Source organism: Gulosibacter hominis, from assembly GCF_904842695.1.
GTDB lineage: Bacteria > Actinomycetota > Actinomycetes > Actinomycetales > Microbacteriaceae > Gulosibacter > Gulosibacter hominis.
On record NZ_CAJGWQ010000012.1, the window covers coordinates 13,028 to 27,610 of the forward strand.

13 protein-coding genes are annotated in these 14,583 nt (G+C 62.7%); 11 read left to right on the forward strand and 2 right to left on the reverse strand.

The features are described 5' to 3' along the window. The first annotated feature begins 36 nt into the window (after positions 1-36). The 6 genes from JMV54_RS08250 (at position 37) to JMV54_RS08275 (ending at position 7,271) form a co-directional block, all read left to right on the forward strand. The gene (locus JMV54_RS08250) at positions 37-927 is read left to right on the forward strand and encodes a hypothetical protein (RefSeq protein ID WP_201518439.1); all 891 of its coding nucleotides are present in this window, start codon (positions 37-39) and stop codon (positions 925-927) included. A 177-nt stretch (positions 928-1,104) separates the two neighbouring features. Further along, the gene (locus JMV54_RS08255) at positions 1,105-1,731 is read left to right on the forward strand and encodes a 50S ribosomal protein L25/general stress protein Ctc (protein ID WP_201518440.1); all 627 of its coding nucleotides are present in this window, start codon (positions 1,105-1,107) and stop codon (positions 1,729-1,731) included. A 6-nt stretch (positions 1,732-1,737) separates the two neighbouring features. Next, positions 1,738-2,322, forward strand: a complete 585-nt coding sequence (gene pth, locus JMV54_RS08260) for an aminoacyl-tRNA hydrolase (RefSeq protein WP_201518441.1) — start codon at positions 1,738-1,740, stop codon at positions 2,320-2,322. Positions 2,323-2,363: 41 nt separating this feature from the next. Further along, entirely contained in the window at positions 2,364-2,801 is a 438-nt protein-coding gene (gene dtd, locus JMV54_RS08265; RefSeq protein WP_201518442.1) for a D-aminoacyl-tRNA deacylase, read from the forward strand. Between the two features lie 70 nt (positions 2,802-2,871). Then, on the forward strand, positions 2,872-6,552 hold the full coding sequence (gene mfd, locus JMV54_RS08270; protein WP_201518443.1) for a transcription-repair coupling factor: 3,681 nt from the start codon (positions 2,872-2,874) through the stop codon (positions 6,550-6,552). Continuing rightward, the gene (locus JMV54_RS08275; RefSeq protein ID WP_201518444.1) at positions 6,549-7,271 is read left to right on the forward strand and encodes a nucleoside triphosphate pyrophosphohydrolase; all 723 of its coding nucleotides are present in this window, start codon (positions 6,549-6,551) and stop codon (positions 7,269-7,271) included. The genes mfd and JMV54_RS08275 overlap by 4 nt, the downstream gene beginning before the upstream one ends. Positions 7,272-7,286: 15 nt before the next feature. Here the strand turns inward: JMV54_RS08275 and JMV54_RS08280 are convergent, their stop codons facing one another. Together JMV54_RS08280 and JMV54_RS08285 are read right to left on the reverse strand one after the other, a co-directional pair. After that, positions 7,287-7,886, reverse strand: a complete 600-nt coding sequence (locus tag JMV54_RS08280) for a hypothetical protein (RefSeq protein ID WP_201518445.1) — start codon at positions 7,884-7,886, stop codon at positions 7,287-7,289. Then, positions 7,879-8,448, reverse strand: a complete 570-nt coding sequence (locus JMV54_RS08285; RefSeq protein ID WP_201518446.1) for a flavodoxin domain-containing protein — start codon at positions 8,446-8,448, stop codon at positions 7,879-7,881. The genes JMV54_RS08280 and JMV54_RS08285 overlap by 8 nt, the downstream gene beginning before the upstream one ends. Before the next feature lie 114 nt (positions 8,449-8,562). Here JMV54_RS08285 and hisS point away from each other — a divergent pair, with 114 nt between their 5' ends. The 5 genes from hisS to JMV54_RS08310 all read left to right on the forward strand — a co-directional run bounded on the left by hisS (position 8,563) and on the right by JMV54_RS08310 (position 14,540). Beyond that, entirely contained in the window at positions 8,563-9,870 is a 1,308-nt protein-coding gene (gene hisS / locus JMV54_RS08290; protein WP_201518447.1) for a histidine--tRNA ligase, read from the forward strand. Between the two features lie 128 nt (positions 9,871-9,998). Further along, positions 9,999-11,282 (forward strand): phosphopyruvate hydratase, encoded by a 1,284-nt coding sequence (gene eno / locus JMV54_RS08295; RefSeq protein ID WP_201518448.1) that lies wholly within the window; start codon positions 9,999-10,001, stop codon positions 11,280-11,282. Between the two features lie 757 nt (positions 11,283-12,039). Continuing rightward, on the forward strand, positions 12,040-12,510 hold the full coding sequence (locus tag JMV54_RS08300; protein ID WP_201518449.1) for an FtsB family cell division protein: 471 nt from the start codon (positions 12,040-12,042) through the stop codon (positions 12,508-12,510). After that, a complete protein-coding gene (locus tag JMV54_RS08305) occupies positions 12,507-13,010 on the forward strand; it encodes a DUF501 domain-containing protein (RefSeq protein WP_230972880.1) in 504 nt (167 codons plus the stop codon). The genes JMV54_RS08300 and JMV54_RS08305 overlap by 4 nt, the downstream gene beginning before the upstream one ends. A 165-nt stretch (positions 13,011-13,175) precedes the next feature. Further along, positions 13,176-14,540 (forward strand): NAD(P)/FAD-dependent oxidoreductase, encoded by a 1,365-nt coding sequence (locus JMV54_RS08310; protein WP_201518450.1) that lies wholly within the window; start codon positions 13,176-13,178, stop codon positions 14,538-14,540. Positions 14,541-14,583 lie beyond the last annotated feature (43 nt).

Below are 14,583 nucleotides of genomic sequence, written 5' to 3' on the forward strand. Positions count from 1 at the left end.
GCGAAACCACCTGTTACGAAAGAGGGGCACGATTTCATGACCGATCAGCAGCCGTGGTGGAACCAGCCCGCAGCCAACAGCTCGGCACAGGACGAACCAACACCAACCCGCGCCTACGACCTGAACGTCGACGGTGTCAACGGGCAATCGGATGCATCCGGTCGCGATGGCGGAGTGCGGGATGCGGCCGAATCGGTTACTGCAACCAGCCGCTACGACACCGACGATCTCAACTATGCTCGGCAGCCAAGCGCGGCCACCCGAGCGGATGAACCCACCCAGGTGCTTCCCGCCGCGGTACCGCCAGCATCGCAACAGCCCGGCGCCGCGGCCCCGCAACGCAACAACCCACCGCAGTGGCATAACCCGCAGCACGCGGTGCCGCAGCAGATGCCCGCCGAACGCGATCTGCGCGCCCCCGGTTATCAGCTGGACCATCGCGGCGTGAACGTGATGGCGGTGCTCGAAGAGGGAACCGGCAGCCCCGGCACCGGTGCCCGGGTTGCCGCGATGGTGATCGGTGCGATCTTGGGTCTGGTCGTGCTGTTCATGAGCGTTGAACCCCATATTCCGGACAGCAACATCATGCAGAGTTTCTCTGAGTGGCTGATGTCAACCTTCAGCGACCAGCTCATCGTTGCGGGCGTATTGACGGGCATTGTCGGACTCATCAAGCTGCTGGTGGTGCTCAGCTCGATGCTTTCTGGTCTGGCACCACTGGTGTTCGGTGTGTTTATGCTGGCGCAGGGTGTGGCGGTGTCGATGATGGCCGGTGATCGCTTCGACGGCGCAGTAGGGAGCAGTATGCTGCAGTCTGCCATTGTTGAAGCGGTGCTGTTTTTTACGCTCGCACTTGTGGTGCACCTTGTGCGTGGCTCGGGATATCGAAAAGCACTTCGCCTGGTGCGTCAGGCATCCCGGCGATAATGCCCTGGGTTTGAGGACAGATCAAAAGCTCGTACCGGGTCACATAAATCGGTGTAGACTATCGGGCGTACTTCGGCGAGGGGCCAGCTGTGCCCGTTATCGACGCGGTGCGCAGGTTCCGTAATCGCGGGGTTTTGCGCGGGCGTCTCGCCTGCCACAATGCGAAAGGAAACCAACATGGCTAAAGAGCTCGACAACAAGCTCGACGTCACTGTCCGCACCGAATTCGGTAAGGGTGCCGCCCGCCGTCTGCGCGCCGCCGGCGAAATCCCCGCCGTGCTCTACGGTCACGGCACCGAACCGCAGCACCTCGCAATGCCCGGTCACAAGACCATGCTGCTCGTTCGTCGCGCCAACGCGCTGCTCGAGCTCAACATCGACGGCACCAAGCAGCTCGCGCTCGTAAAGGACGTGCAGCGCGACCCGGTGCTGCAGATCATCGAGCACATCGACCTGCTCATCGTGAAGCAGGGCGAGCGCGTCGAGGTTGAAGTTCCGGTTATCGCCGAGGGCGAGCCGTTCTCGGGCACCATCCTGCTGCAGGAGACCGCATCGGTGCTCGTTTCGGCCGAGGCCACCAACATTCCCGAGAGCGTCATCCACAGCGTCGAGGGTCTGGAAGAGGGCACTGTCGTGCTCGCCACCGACCTCGCTCTGCCCAAGGGCACCAAGCTGGTTGACGAAGAGACCGAAATCGTCATCTTCACCATCGCTGTTCCGCAGGAAGAAGCACCTGAAGAAGACGAAGACGCCGCCGAAGAAGTGGCCGCCGAAGCTCCGGCCGAAGAAGCCTCGGAGGAGTAATAAACAGTGGCTGGTGAGTGGCTCGTTGTCGGTCTCGGGAACCCCGGTGACCGGTACGCGGCAACGCGTCACAACATCGGCCAGATGGTGGTCGATGCGCTCGCGCAGCGGATGGCGGCACGTTTCCGTCGCCATCCGCGCGCAAGCGCCGTCACCGCCGAGGGGCGTCTTGCCCCGGGTCAACCCAAATTGATACTCGCGAAATCGACCGGTTTTATGAACGTGTCGGGCGGGCCGGTTTCGCAGCTGGTGAAGTATCACAGCATCCCCATCGAACGGGTCATCGTGGTGCACGATGAGCTGGATATCCCCTTCGACACGTTGAAACTCAAGCGCGGTGGCGGGCACGGTGGCCACAATGGCCTGCGCGATATTTCCGCCGCAACCGGCGCTGACTACATCCGCGTGCGAGTTGGCATTGGCCGCCCGCCGGGCCGACAGGACGTTGCCGACTTCGTGCTGCGTCCGTTTGGCAGTACCGAACGGGATGCGCTCCCGGTGCTAATTGAGGATGCGGCGGATGCCGTCGAACTGACGGTCACCGACGGGCTGGTGGCCGCGCAACAAAAATTTCACGCCCCGGCCAGCTAGCTATATGCCCGTCAGCGCCAACTGACGGCGGAGGTTTCACAATGCGAGCGGTAGTCACACGGTGCTCAAGCGCCTCGGTTGAGGTCGAGGGCAAAATCGTCGGACAGCTACCTCGACCCGGGCTACTCGTGCTCGTGGGCGCGACCCACAGCGATACCGAAGCAGATGCCGCGAAGATCGTCCGCAAATTGGCGGGCCTGCGCATCCTCGAAGATGAGCGATCGGCACTCGACCTTGACGCGCCCGTGCTGGTGGTGAGCCAGTTCACCCTCTATGGCGACGTGCGCAAAGGTCGGCGGCCATCCTGGTCGCAGGCTTCGGGCCGCGAACACTCCGAACCGCTGATCGAACACTTTTGCGAACTGCTGCGCGAGGCCGGACTGCACGTCGAAACCGGTCAGTTCGGGGCGATGATGCGCGTCAGCTCGGTCAACGACGGTCCGTTCACGGTGCTGATCGACTCTGCCGACCTGGCCTAGCAGAGCACGCCCGGCCAGTAACCAGGCACCCGGCTGGAGGCCGCCGCGGGCGGGCAACTAGACTGCTTGGGTGCGACTTCACGGATTTCTCGCGGCAGCCCAGCAAGCCGATAGCTTTGCGCGCGCAGTTTCGCGTGCCGATCGGGACACCGACTTCACCCTCGCTGAGGGACTCAGCGCCCCGCTGCTGGCGGCGCTTGTCGAAGCTCGCTCACGCGAAGCGTCCGCACCCTCGTGCACGCTGGTGATTACCGCATCCAGTCGCGAAGCCGAACAGTACGCAACCGACCTCGCCGCCTTTTTGCCGGCGGCGCATATTGTTGAATTCCCCGCCTGGGAGACGCTGCCGCACGAACGCTTGAGCCCCAGCGCCGACACCACCGGTCGCCGGCTCGCGGCCATGCGTGCGCTCGGCCAGTGGCGCCGCGGTGAACCGGTCATCACCGGGGCCGCCAGTGTCGGCACCGCATCCCAAGTCGCTCCCGAAGCGCAGGTGCCGTTCATCATGTTTGCCTCGGTGCGTGCGGCGCTGCAGCCGCTGATGCCGCGGCTCGATTCGGCCCGGCAGCTCGAACTCGTGGCGGGGGAGCGCGACTACGATCTCGGCGACATCGCCGAGCAGCTCGTTGAACTGGCCTATGCCCGAGTCGATATGGTCACCCGCCGCGGCGAGTTTGCGGTGCGCGGCGGCATCCTCGATGTTTTCCCACCCGACGCCCAACACGCGGTGCGCGTCGACTTTTTTGGCGACGAAATCGACGAGATGCGGCCGTTTTCGGTGAGCGACCAGCGCTCATTCGACGAAACCATTGAGCGCATCACCCTCACCCCAAGCCGCGAGCTGCTGCTCACCGAATCGGTGCGCAACCGCGCGCGCGAAATGGAATACGAGTTCCCAAATATTTCCGGGATGCTCGGCAAAATTGCCGAGGGCATCGCCGTTGAGGGGATGGAGTCGCTCGCTCCGGCACTTGTCGACGAACTCGTGCCGATTATCAACTACCTCCCCGAAAACGCGGCAATCGCCGTGCTCCGCCCCGAACGGGTCACGACCCGCGCCAACGACCTGCGACAAACCAACCGCGAGTTCCTCGAAGCCGCCTGGAGCGCTGCAACGGCGGGGGCTGAAGCCCCGATTGATCTCTCTGGTGGCGACTATCTCGCCCTCGGGCAATTGCGGGAGCTCAAAGGCGGGCGGCCCTGGTGGACCTTTTCGCAATTTGGTGGCGACGAGGATGCTGGCGACAACTCGGTGCGGCTTGCCGGCGACCCGGTGCCAAGTTTTGCGGGGAATACGGAATCAGCCGTCGACCACGTGGTTGACCGAATGCAATCCGGCTGGACCGTCGTGATGTCCGCAAACGGTCCGGGCCTTGTGGAACGCGCCGTGCAGGTGCTTGCCGAACGCGGCGCCGCCGGCCGCCCAGTGACGGCGCTGCCCGAAAACCCCGGCGAGGTCGAACCGGGTGTCTGTTACCTCGTCCACGCGCCGCTGAGCGTCGGTATCGAACTCACCAACCAAAAACTCGCGCTGCTGACCGAATCCGACTTCTATGGCCGCGCTGTCGGCTATAACGCGGCAGCGCCCCGCAAACTCGCCCGCCGCCGCAGCGGGCAGGTGGTCGACCCGCTGCAGCTCAAAGCCGGCGACTATGTTGTTCACGATCAGCACGGCATCGGCCGGTTCCAGCGGCTCGAACAGCGTGAAATCCCGGTTCCGGGGCGCCCCGGGCAACGGTCAACAAAAGAATTTCTCGTCATCGAATACGCCCCCTCCAAACGAGGACATCCCGGCGACAAACTGCTCGTTCCCACCGACCACCTTGACCAGCTCACCCGCTATGTGGGCGGTGAAGAACCCAGCCTCTCAAAAATGGGTGGCAGCGATTGGGCGCAGACAAAATCAAAGGCCCGCAAAGCCACGCACGAAATTGCAGTGGGGCTCGTCAAGCTCTACAGCCAACGGCAAGCCGCCCGCGGTTTTGCGTTCAGCACAGACACCCCCTTCCAGCACGAGTTCGAAGAAGCGTTCCCGTACGTCGAAACCGCCGACCAGCTGCAAACCATCGACGAAATCAAACGCGATATGGAATCGCCCCTGCCGATGGACCGGCTGCTCTCGGGCGATGTCGGTTTCGGTAAAACCGAAGTTGCGGTGCGTGCCGCATTCAAGGCGGTGCAAGACAACAAGCAGGTGGTGGTGCTCGTGCCAACCACCCTGCTGGTGCGTCAACACCTCGAAACCTTTACCGAGCGTATGGCCGGTTTCCCGGTGCAAATTCGCGGTGTCAGCCGATTCCAAAAATCAAAAGAAATCGCCGAAACCAAAGTCGGGCTTGCCGACGGCACCGTCGACATTGTGATCGGCACGCACCGGCTGCTCAGCGACGACTTCACCTACCGCGACCTCGGGCTCGTCATCATCGACGAAGAACAGCGCTTCGGTGTCGAACACAAAGAGCAGCTCAAACAGCTCAAAACCAACGTCGATGTGCTTGCCATGAGCGCCACACCCATCCCGCGCACCCTCGAAATGGCGGCCACGGGCATCCGCGAAATGTCAACGCTCGCAACCCCGCCCGAAGATCGGCACCCGATCCTCACCTTCGTCGGCCCCAAATCCGATAAGCAGATCACCGCCGCAATCCGCCGCGAACTGCTGCGCGAAGGACAGGTGTTTTACGTCCACAACCGCACCGCATCCATTAACCGCGTCGCTCAGCACCTCGCCGAACTCGTACCCGAAGCGCGCATCGCCGTCGCCCACGGTCGGCTCAGCGAAAACAGCCTCGAACAGGTCATGGTCGACTTCTGGGAACGCAAATTCGATGTGCTGGTCACCACCACCATCGTCGAAACCGGGCTTGACATCCCCAACGCCAACACGCTCATCATCGACGACGCCGAACGCTACGGCCTCAGCCAGCTCCACCAGCTGCGCGGGCGAGTCGGGCGTGGTCGCGACCGGGCCTACGCCTATTTCCTCTACGACGGCAACAAACCGCTCACCGAAACCGCCCACAACCGGCTCGAAACCATCGCCGCAAACAACGAACTCGGTGCCGGGATGCAGGTGGCAATGAAAGACCTCGAACTCCGCGGCGCCGGAAACCTGCTCGGCGGCGCACAATCCGGGCATATCGCCGGCGTTGGTTTCGACCTCTACCTGCGGATGATCGGTGAGGCGGTCGAAGCGTTCCGCGGTGAACACCACGAGGCCCGCAACGAACTGCGCCTCGAACTGCCGCTGGATGCGCGCATCCCCGACGAATACATCGATTCAGAACGACTGCGTCTCGAGGCCTACCAAAAACTCTCGGCGGCCGCCGCAGCCAAGGCCAAACCCGGCCATATCGACCTCGTCGTAGAAGAACTGCGCGACCGCTACGGCGAACTGCCCGACAGCGTGCAAACACTCGTGGCAGTGTCGCGCATCCGGCGCATGGCGGGCTTGCTCGAACTCTCGGAGGTCGTGGCGATGGGGAAGGTGCTGCGCATCACGCCCGTCAAACTCGCCGATTCAAAACAGATTCGACTGCGTCGCATGTATCCGGATGCAAAATATCAGGATGCACAGGGCGTTCTGACCCTGCCCCTCCCGGGCGGGCGGCTCGGCAAACCCATCAGCGATACCGAACTGATCGACTGGCTGCTCGGTATTTTCCGCGCCATCTTTGAAGCCGAACCCGACCACGCCGAGTCCCCAGACGCTGCTCAAAACGAAACCTCAAAAACAGGTGCCTCATCGTGAGCGAATCAAGCAAACCGCATCCGCTCGATCGAGTAAATGAAGCCGCCGCAACAGCCCCCGATGCGCACCGTGAACTGCTGCGCCTTCTCGCCGTAGTTGATGCGTTTCGCGGTGAGCAGGGCTGCGCCTGGTACGAGGAACAAACACACCACAGCCTCGTGCCCTATTTGCAGGAAGAAAGCGCCGAATTGATCGACGCGATCGAATCGGGAACCGCGAGCGATATTCGTGAAGAGCTCGGTGATGTGCTGTTTCAGGTGCTCTTTCACGCCGATATTGCCGCCGACTTCGACCTTGAAGACGTGGCCCGTGATCAGGCCGACAAACTACTGCGCCGCAACCCGCACGTATTCGGCCCGACCCCAACCCGCGATATCGACGAGATCATTCGGCTGTGGCACGAAGCCAAAGCCGTTGAAAAAGCCAACCGCACCTCGGTGCTCGACGGTGTCGCCTTCGGGATGCCGGCGCTTGCACTCGCGCAAAAAGTGCTGGGTAAAGCGGCAGCAGTTCCGGTCACAGTCACACCGGCCACACTCGAATCCGCCGACACCGACGCGATCGGAGACGCGCTGCTGGCGCTCGCGGCGGCAGTACACGAAGCGGGCGTGGACGCCGAAGCCGCGCTGCGCGATGCCACCCGCAGGCTCGCCGAGCGGGTGCGTGCGGCCGAAAAAATTCGCGAGGCCACTACAAATAGCGAGCTCGATGAAAACTAGCGAGACCGCCGCAAACTAGAGCGGGGTATTCACCCGGCCCTCATCGAGCAGCCGCCGATAGCGTGGCCCGGCCTGTCGACGCAGGAGCGCATCCAGTGGCTGCACCAGCTTCGGCATATCGCCAAACAGCATGGCAAAGGTGCCTGGCCCGGCAACCCCTTCGCTCGCACGCAGCGAACGGAACTCGAGCGCTCGACCGCGGCCGGCGGTAAAGAGCACGAGCCGCACGCGCTGGCGAGGCTTGATACGAGTGACGATCGACGTCGACGGGAGCCGCCCAACGTGGAGTTCGACCGCGTCGAGATCCTGCCAATTGAGCTGCCACTGTTCGTCCGGGAACTTCGGGTCGACATAGCGCAGCTGGTACGCGTCGGCTTCTATCCAGCGCTTGCGGCGAATCCAAAGCGGCGCCGCTAACAAAACCAGACCGAGCAGCAAAAAAATCACGCCCAAGATGGTGATCCCCACCGGGGGCGCTTCATCCGAAATACCGGGCACGAGCGCCGACAACACCGTCAGGCCGCCCAGCACGGTACAGATCACCCCACCGGCAATGATTATGCCGATCTGATTGGGGATCAGCACATGGTCAGCGCCGGGTTGTGGTTCAGACATTCGCCTGTCCTTTCTTATCGTTCACCGATCGTGCAAATTCGAGTACCGGTTCGAGGAGCGCGCGATCGGTGAAATCAATCGACTTGCCGTAGCTATCGCAAAACTTTTGCGCCTTCTCATCACCCTTCTTGGCGCGCTGCCGCATCATGCCGTACATCATCCGCATCATCATCCGATGCTTAAACCGCATCTGCTCATAGTCGAGACCGCCGCGCAGATGGAACCAGTTAATCCGCTCAAACACCGGCGCTGGCAGCGCGGCTTTGCACTTGCCGAGCACCTCACCGCGGCCGTCCGTATCGCTGTTGAGATCGTTCATACTCACCGTGGCAATCGCGATCGGCACCTCGGGCGAGGCCTCGGCAAGCTGCCCAACTCGCTTAACCGCCGTGAGATTTGCCGCGTACACAGGCAGAATAAAAATTGCGCAATCGGCACCAATGAGCGGCGTCGGTCGGCGATCTGCCAGATCAATAGGTGCCGTGGACAGCGACTCGCCCAACCACTGTGCATATTTTTCGGTGTGGCCATACTCGGAACGAAACAACACGAGTGAATTCATGATCGACACCTCTGTTGAACGGAATGCTTGGTTTAACGTAAACACGGGATGCTGAACACGGGCTTGGTGAACAAGATGCACACGCACTGCGTAGCCGAGAGATAATGAAGCACTATGGCCACACAGATCAATCCGCCGCGCGGGATGCGCGACTTCCTGCCCACCGATAAGCGTCGCCGCGAGCGCGTGCTCGCCACCATCCGGCGAGTGTACGCAGCTCACGGCTTCGACGAAATCGAAACTCCGGTTGTGGAAGACAGCGCGCGGCTGCACTCAGGGATGGGTGGCGACAACGAAAAACTCTCGTTTGCCGTGATGCGTCGCGGCCTCGACCAAGCGGCGCTGGAATCAGCTGCCAGCACCGGCAACCCGCTCGAGCTGAGCGACCTCGGGCTGCGCTTCGACCTCACCGTGCCGCTGGCGCGGTTCATGGCGACGCATCGCGGTAACCTGCCGACGGTGTTCCGGTCAATGCAAATCGGGCCGGTATGGCGAGCCGAGCGGCCGCAGAAGGGGCGCTACCGCCAGTTTGTGCAGTGCGACGTCGATATTTTGGGTGAGCCGTCGCTGCTTGCCGAAGCCGAACTGCTGATTGCCGGCTCGGCGGCGCTGGGCGAGCTGGGGCTGCACGACTGCACCATCCGCGTAAATGACCGACGTCTGCTCACCTGCCTGCTCGAATGGTGCGGGTTCACCGCCGAGCAGCAGCCGGGTGCGCTCATCTCGGTCGACAAACTCGACAAGATCGGCGTCGACGGCGTGGTGGCAGAACTCGGCGAGGTCGACGCGGCCGCCGCCGAACGGCTGCGCGAAGCGCTCACCGGCTGGGAACCGTCACTCGCCACGGGCATCCCGCTGAACACCGAAGCCATCCTCGCCTCGCTGCCAGAATCACTGCGCGAAAACGAACAGGCATGCGCCGCTGCCGAATCGCTCGGCGAGATCGCCGCGGCCGTCACTGCCGGTGGGGGAGCGCTGCCGCTGGTATACGACCCCACCCTCGTGCGCGGCATGGGTTACTACACCGGCACTATTTTTGAGGTCGCCCACCCCGCATCCGGTTCATCCGTTGGTGGCGGCGGACGCTACGACGGTATGATCGGACGCTTTTTGGGACAGGATGTGCCGGCCTGCGGGTTTTCGATCGGGTTTGAACGCATTGTCGACCTCGTAACCGAACAGGACACCGACGAAACCGAAGCTGTCATCGCGCTTGTCGACAAACGCATCCCGCCCGCCGACGCCATGCTTCTCAAACGCGCGCTGCTGCAGCCGGGCCGTCGAGTGCGGCTCGAAAAGCGACCCAAGAACGTGCGCAACCTGCTTGACCGGGCCGCATCCGAGGGATTCACCCACGTGGCGCACCTGCGGGATGAGCATCTCGCCAACCCCGAAACCATCACGCTCGAGCCGCTCAATTAGCTCGCGCCCAGCCACAACCCCACCGGCCCCGGCAGTTGCTCAGCGAACTGTCGGGGTCTGTGCGTTCTGTTCACGCCGGGGGCAGTAGGCTGGGAGTGCAACTGGCACTACGACCTGAGGAGCTGCACGTGTCGTTCATCGTTGACGTTTTTGCCCGCGAAATTCTTGACTCACGAGGAAACCCGACCGTTGAGGTTGAGGTGACGCTCGACGACGGCTCACGTGGCCGTGCCGCCGTGCCCTCGGGCGCCTCGACCGGTGCTTTTGAAGCCTACGAACTGCGTGACGGCGATGCCGACCGCTACCTCGGTAAGGGTGTCGAAAAAGCCGTGCAGGGCGTGGTTGACGAGATCAATCCCGCTGTTGAATTTTTTGACGCAACCGACCAGCGCGCGATCGACGCTGAACTGATTGAGCTTGACGGCACCAAGAACAAGGAGCGCCTCGGCGCCAACGCGCTGCTCGGTGTCAGCCTCGCCACCGCCAAAGCTGCCGCGGTTTCGGCCAACCTGCCGCTTTTCCGCTACGTCGGCGGTGCAAACGCACACGTGCTGCCGGTGCCGATGATGAACATCATCAACGGTGGCGCGCACGCCGACAACGGTGTGGACGTGCAGGAATTCATGATTCTGCCGATCGGTGCCAGCAGCTTTAAAGAAGCGCTGCAGTGGGGCGCCGAGGTTTACCACCAGCTCAAGAAGACCATCAAGAGCAAGGGCCTCTCGACCGGTCTCGGCGACGAGGGCGGTTTCGCTCCCGACGTGCCCACGACCCGCGCGGCGCTCGACCTGATCGTTGAGGCGATCGGTGAAACCCGCTTCAAGCTCGGCACCGACATTGCGCTCGGCCTCGACGTGGCCTCGACCGAGTTTTTCAAGGACGGCGTCTACCACTTCGAGGGCGAGGAACTCACCGCCGAGCAGATGACCGCTTTTTACGAGCAGCTCATCGTCGACTACCCGATCGTCACCATCGAAGACCCACTGGCCGAGGAAGACTGGGACGGCTACGTCGCGCTCACTCAGAAGATCGGTGACAAGGTGCAGCTCGTGGGCGATGACCTGTTTGTCACCAACCCCGAGCGTCTGCAGCGCGGCCTTGAGCTGGGGGTTGCCAACTCGATCCTCGTCAAGGTGAACCAGATCGGTACCCTCACCGAAACGCTCGACGCGGTGTCGCTCGCGCACCTGCACCGCTACACCGCGATTCTTTCGCACCGCTCGGGTGAGACCGAAGACACCACGATCGCTCACCTCGCGGTGGCCACCAACTGTGGCCAGATCAAGACCGGTGCTCCGGCTCGTACCGACCGCGTTGCCAAGTACAACGAGCTGCTGCGCATCGAAGAAGAGCTCGGCGACCAGGCCCGCTACGCGGGTGCTCACGCCTTCCCGCGCTTCACTGCCAAGTAGTAGTCCCGTTTTCGACCCGCTGGGCCCGTCACCGATTCCGGTGCCGGGCCCAGCGGCGTTTTCCGTGGTGGTGTGGTGGTGCTGTCGTGCCGTGGTGCTGCCGTGCTGCCGCCTACCCGCCGGCGCCGCCCTGCCGTCTGCTGTTTTCCGTTTGCCGCCTGCTGTCTGTCTTCTGTCGTCTGCTGCCGCAGCGCCGCCGTCCCTGCACCGCATCCCCGAGCCGCGCCGCCGCCTCCCCACACCTGTTCCCTGCACTGCATCCCCTCCAACAAACAAAAACCAACTTTGGCCAAATGGGTGCCGGTATGCAGATATATGCGTATCGGCAGGGATTTGACCAAAGTTGATGTGGGTCCGGTGGGAGCGGTTGGTGCGGGCTGGTGGGAGCGCGCGGACCAGCGTTGGTGTGGTCGAGAGCTCGCCCAAAAACCAACTTTGGCCAAATGGGTGCCGGTATGCAGATATATGCGTATCGACAGGTATATGACCAAAGTTGGTGAGGGTCGGTGGGAGCGTGCTGACCGGCGTTGGTGGGGTGGAGTGTTTGCCTGAAAACCAACTTTGGCCAAATGGGTGCCGGTGTGCAGATATATCCGTATCGGCAGGGATATGACCAAAGTTGGTGAGGGCCTGGAGAGAGGCCAGGCGGGGCGAGTGTGGGGCGGAAGCAGCGCGGGCATCCGGGAAGCGTCACCGGATGCGCCTGCATCGGCGATGCGAGGCTCGGCTCCGCATCCAATCGACGACAATGGACACCATGACTGATCGGCGCCCAAACACCACTGCCTCCGCACGGCGGCGTTCGATGCGTCGCCCCGGACTCGGCTCGCTCATCATCCTCGGCGCCATAGTCGTTGGCATCGGCCTTGTCACCCCGAGCATTAACCAGTTGATTGAGCAGCAGGTGCGCATCTCCGAACTGCGCCAAGACATTGACGAAGCGAATCAGCAAACCGAAGCACTACGAACCGAGCAGCGCCGCTGGAGCGACCCGGCCTATATCCGTTCGCAGGCCCGCGGGCGCCTGCTTTTCGTGAATCCCGGAGACACCAGCTACACCGTGCTCGACTCCGGCAAACAGACCGCCATGCGGGTCCCCATTGAAGTTTCGGTTGAACAGCACACGACCACCACCGACTCGAATGCGCTCTATCTCGACTCGCTTATTCGGGCCGCGAAGGCTGATGAACAACCCCAAGGCGACCAGGCTGAGCAGGAGAAACCGTGACCGCATCACCCCACTACACACCGGCAACCGAGCATGATCTCGAGGTGCTTGAGCAGCAGCTCGGGCGCCCCATGCGCGGCGTGCTCGGAATCGGTGCGCGCTGCGTTTGCGGTAACCCGGTGGTGGTGGTGACGGCGCCGCGACTCGAAGATGGAACACCGTTCCCGACTCTCTACTACCTGTCGCATCCGGCGGCGACGGCCGAGATGTCGCGACTTGAGGTGGCGCACCTGATGGTGCAGATGCAGGATGCGCTGGCGGAAGATGAGCAGTTGCGGGCCGCCTACCAGCGCGCCCACGAACAGTACCTGCGGGAACGAGAATCGGTGGCGCACGTTGAAGAAATCGCGCACGTGACCGCGGGCGGGATGCCCACGCGCGTGAAATGCTTGCATGCTTTGGCAGCTCACTCGCTGGCAGCCGGCCCCGGGGTGAATCCGATGGGTGACTGGGCGCTGCGCGAGTCGCGCTGGAGTATTGATCGCTGCCAGTGTGCCTAGCCGGATGCATCCGGGCCACGGTGCCGTGCCACGGGTCGCCGCGGCCGCGCAGTTTTAGCATCCCCGCATCCCAGCTACATCCAGGTGATGTGAGGTTGCCGGTCTAGAATCGGCAGTGACAGTCCAGCTGTGTCCAGTTATTTAACTCAGCGAAAGAGGTTCGGCGTGACAAAGATTCTGATCATCGGCGGCGGTTATGCAGGGTTCACCACTGCTCGCCAGCTCGAAAAGAAACTTAACCCCGGTGAAGCACAGGTCACACTGGTTGACCCGCTGCCGTACATGACCTACCAGCCCTTCCTACCTGAGGTGGCGAGCGGCTCGATTGAGCCCCGTCACGCAGTGGTTTCGCACCGCCGGCACCTCAAGCGCACTCGCGTGATTACCGCTGAGGTTGCCAAGCTCGACCACGCCAGCAAGACTGCAACGATTAAGCCGGCTGATGAGGATGAATACACGCTCGGCTACGACATTGTCGTGATGACTGCCGGTGCTGTGAGCCGCACCTTCCCGATTCCGGGTATTGCTGACAACGCGGTTGGGCTCAAGCAGATCGAAGAGGCGGTCTGGGTGCGCGACACCATGATCGACAACTTCAACCGCGCTTCGACCATGGCCCCCGGCCCCGAGCGTTCGCGTCTGCTCACCTTCGTTGTTGTCGGTGGCGGTTTTGCGGGTATCGAGGCGTTCGCCGAGATGCGTTCGCTGGCTACCGCGCTGCTGGCCGACTACCCGTCGCTGCAATTTGATGACGTGCAGTTCCACCTCATTGAGGCCGCTGGCCGCATCATGCCCGAGGTTTCGGAAGAGACTGCGCTCAGCGTTATCAAGAACCTCGCCGAACGCGGCGCCACGGTGCACCTGAACACCCAGTGCACCTCGGCGGTTGATGGTGTTGTTGAGACTTCAAACGGCGACAAGTTCCCCACCGACGTCATTGTGTGGACCGCCGGCCAGATGGCCAACCCGCTGGCTCAGGGCTTCACCGACCTGCCGGTTAACCAGCGCGGCAATGTGCGCGTGCGTGCCGACCTGCGGGTTGAGGGTGACGAGGGCATCGTGCAGGATGCATGGGCTGCAGGTGACGTTGCCGCGGTACCCGACCTTTCGGGTGGCGGTGTTGCCGGATACTGCGTGCCGAACGCTCAGCATGCGGTGCGGCAGGCGAAGGTGCTCGCCAATAACCTCGTGGCGACGCTGCGTGGGGATGCGCCGACCGACTACTACCACGAGAACATGGGCGCTGTTGCCGGCCTCGGCCTTGGTTTCGGTGCCTTCCAGTCGGGTAAGCGCGGTATGACCGGTTTCATCGCGTGGCTGATGCACCGCGGCTACCACGGCATGGCGATCCCGACCTACGAGCGCAAGGCTCGTGTGTTCAGCAACTGGTGCAGCCAGACTGTGTGGGGTCGCGACTTTGTGTCGCTGTCGAAGGTGCGTGATCCGAAGCACTTCTTTGAGCGCTTCGCGGCACGTCCGAAGCCGGCCGCGAAGAAGCCTGCAGCCGCAGCGAAGAAGTCTGACTCGTAACCTTCAAGTTGCGATTTAGCGACGCCGCCGTACCCTTAATAGG

Coding starts and splice junctions, on each gene's coding strand:
- dtd (WP_201518442.1), top strand. CDS start 2,364: ATGCGAGCGGTAGTCACACGGTGCTCAAGCGCCTCGGTTGAGGTCGAG.
- JMV54_RS08250 (WP_201518439.1), top strand. CDS start 37: ATGACCGATCAGCAGCCGTGGTGGAACCAGCCCGCAGCCAACAGCTCG.
- JMV54_RS08280 (WP_201518445.1), bottom strand. CDS start 7,886: ATGTCTGAACCACAACCCGGCGCTGACCATGTGCTGATCCCCAATCAG.
- JMV54_RS08285 (WP_201518446.1), bottom strand. CDS start 8,448: ATGAATTCACTCGTGTTGTTTCGTTCCGAGTATGGCCACACCGAAAAA.
- JMV54_RS08300 (WP_201518449.1), top strand. CDS start 12,040: ATGACTGATCGGCGCCCAAACACCACTGCCTCCGCACGGCGGCGTTCG.
- hisS (WP_201518447.1), top strand. CDS start 8,563: ATGGCCACACAGATCAATCCGCCGCGCGGGATGCGCGACTTCCTGCCC.
- JMV54_RS08255 (WP_201518440.1), top strand. CDS start 1,105: ATGGCTAAAGAGCTCGACAACAAGCTCGACGTCACTGTCCGCACCGAA.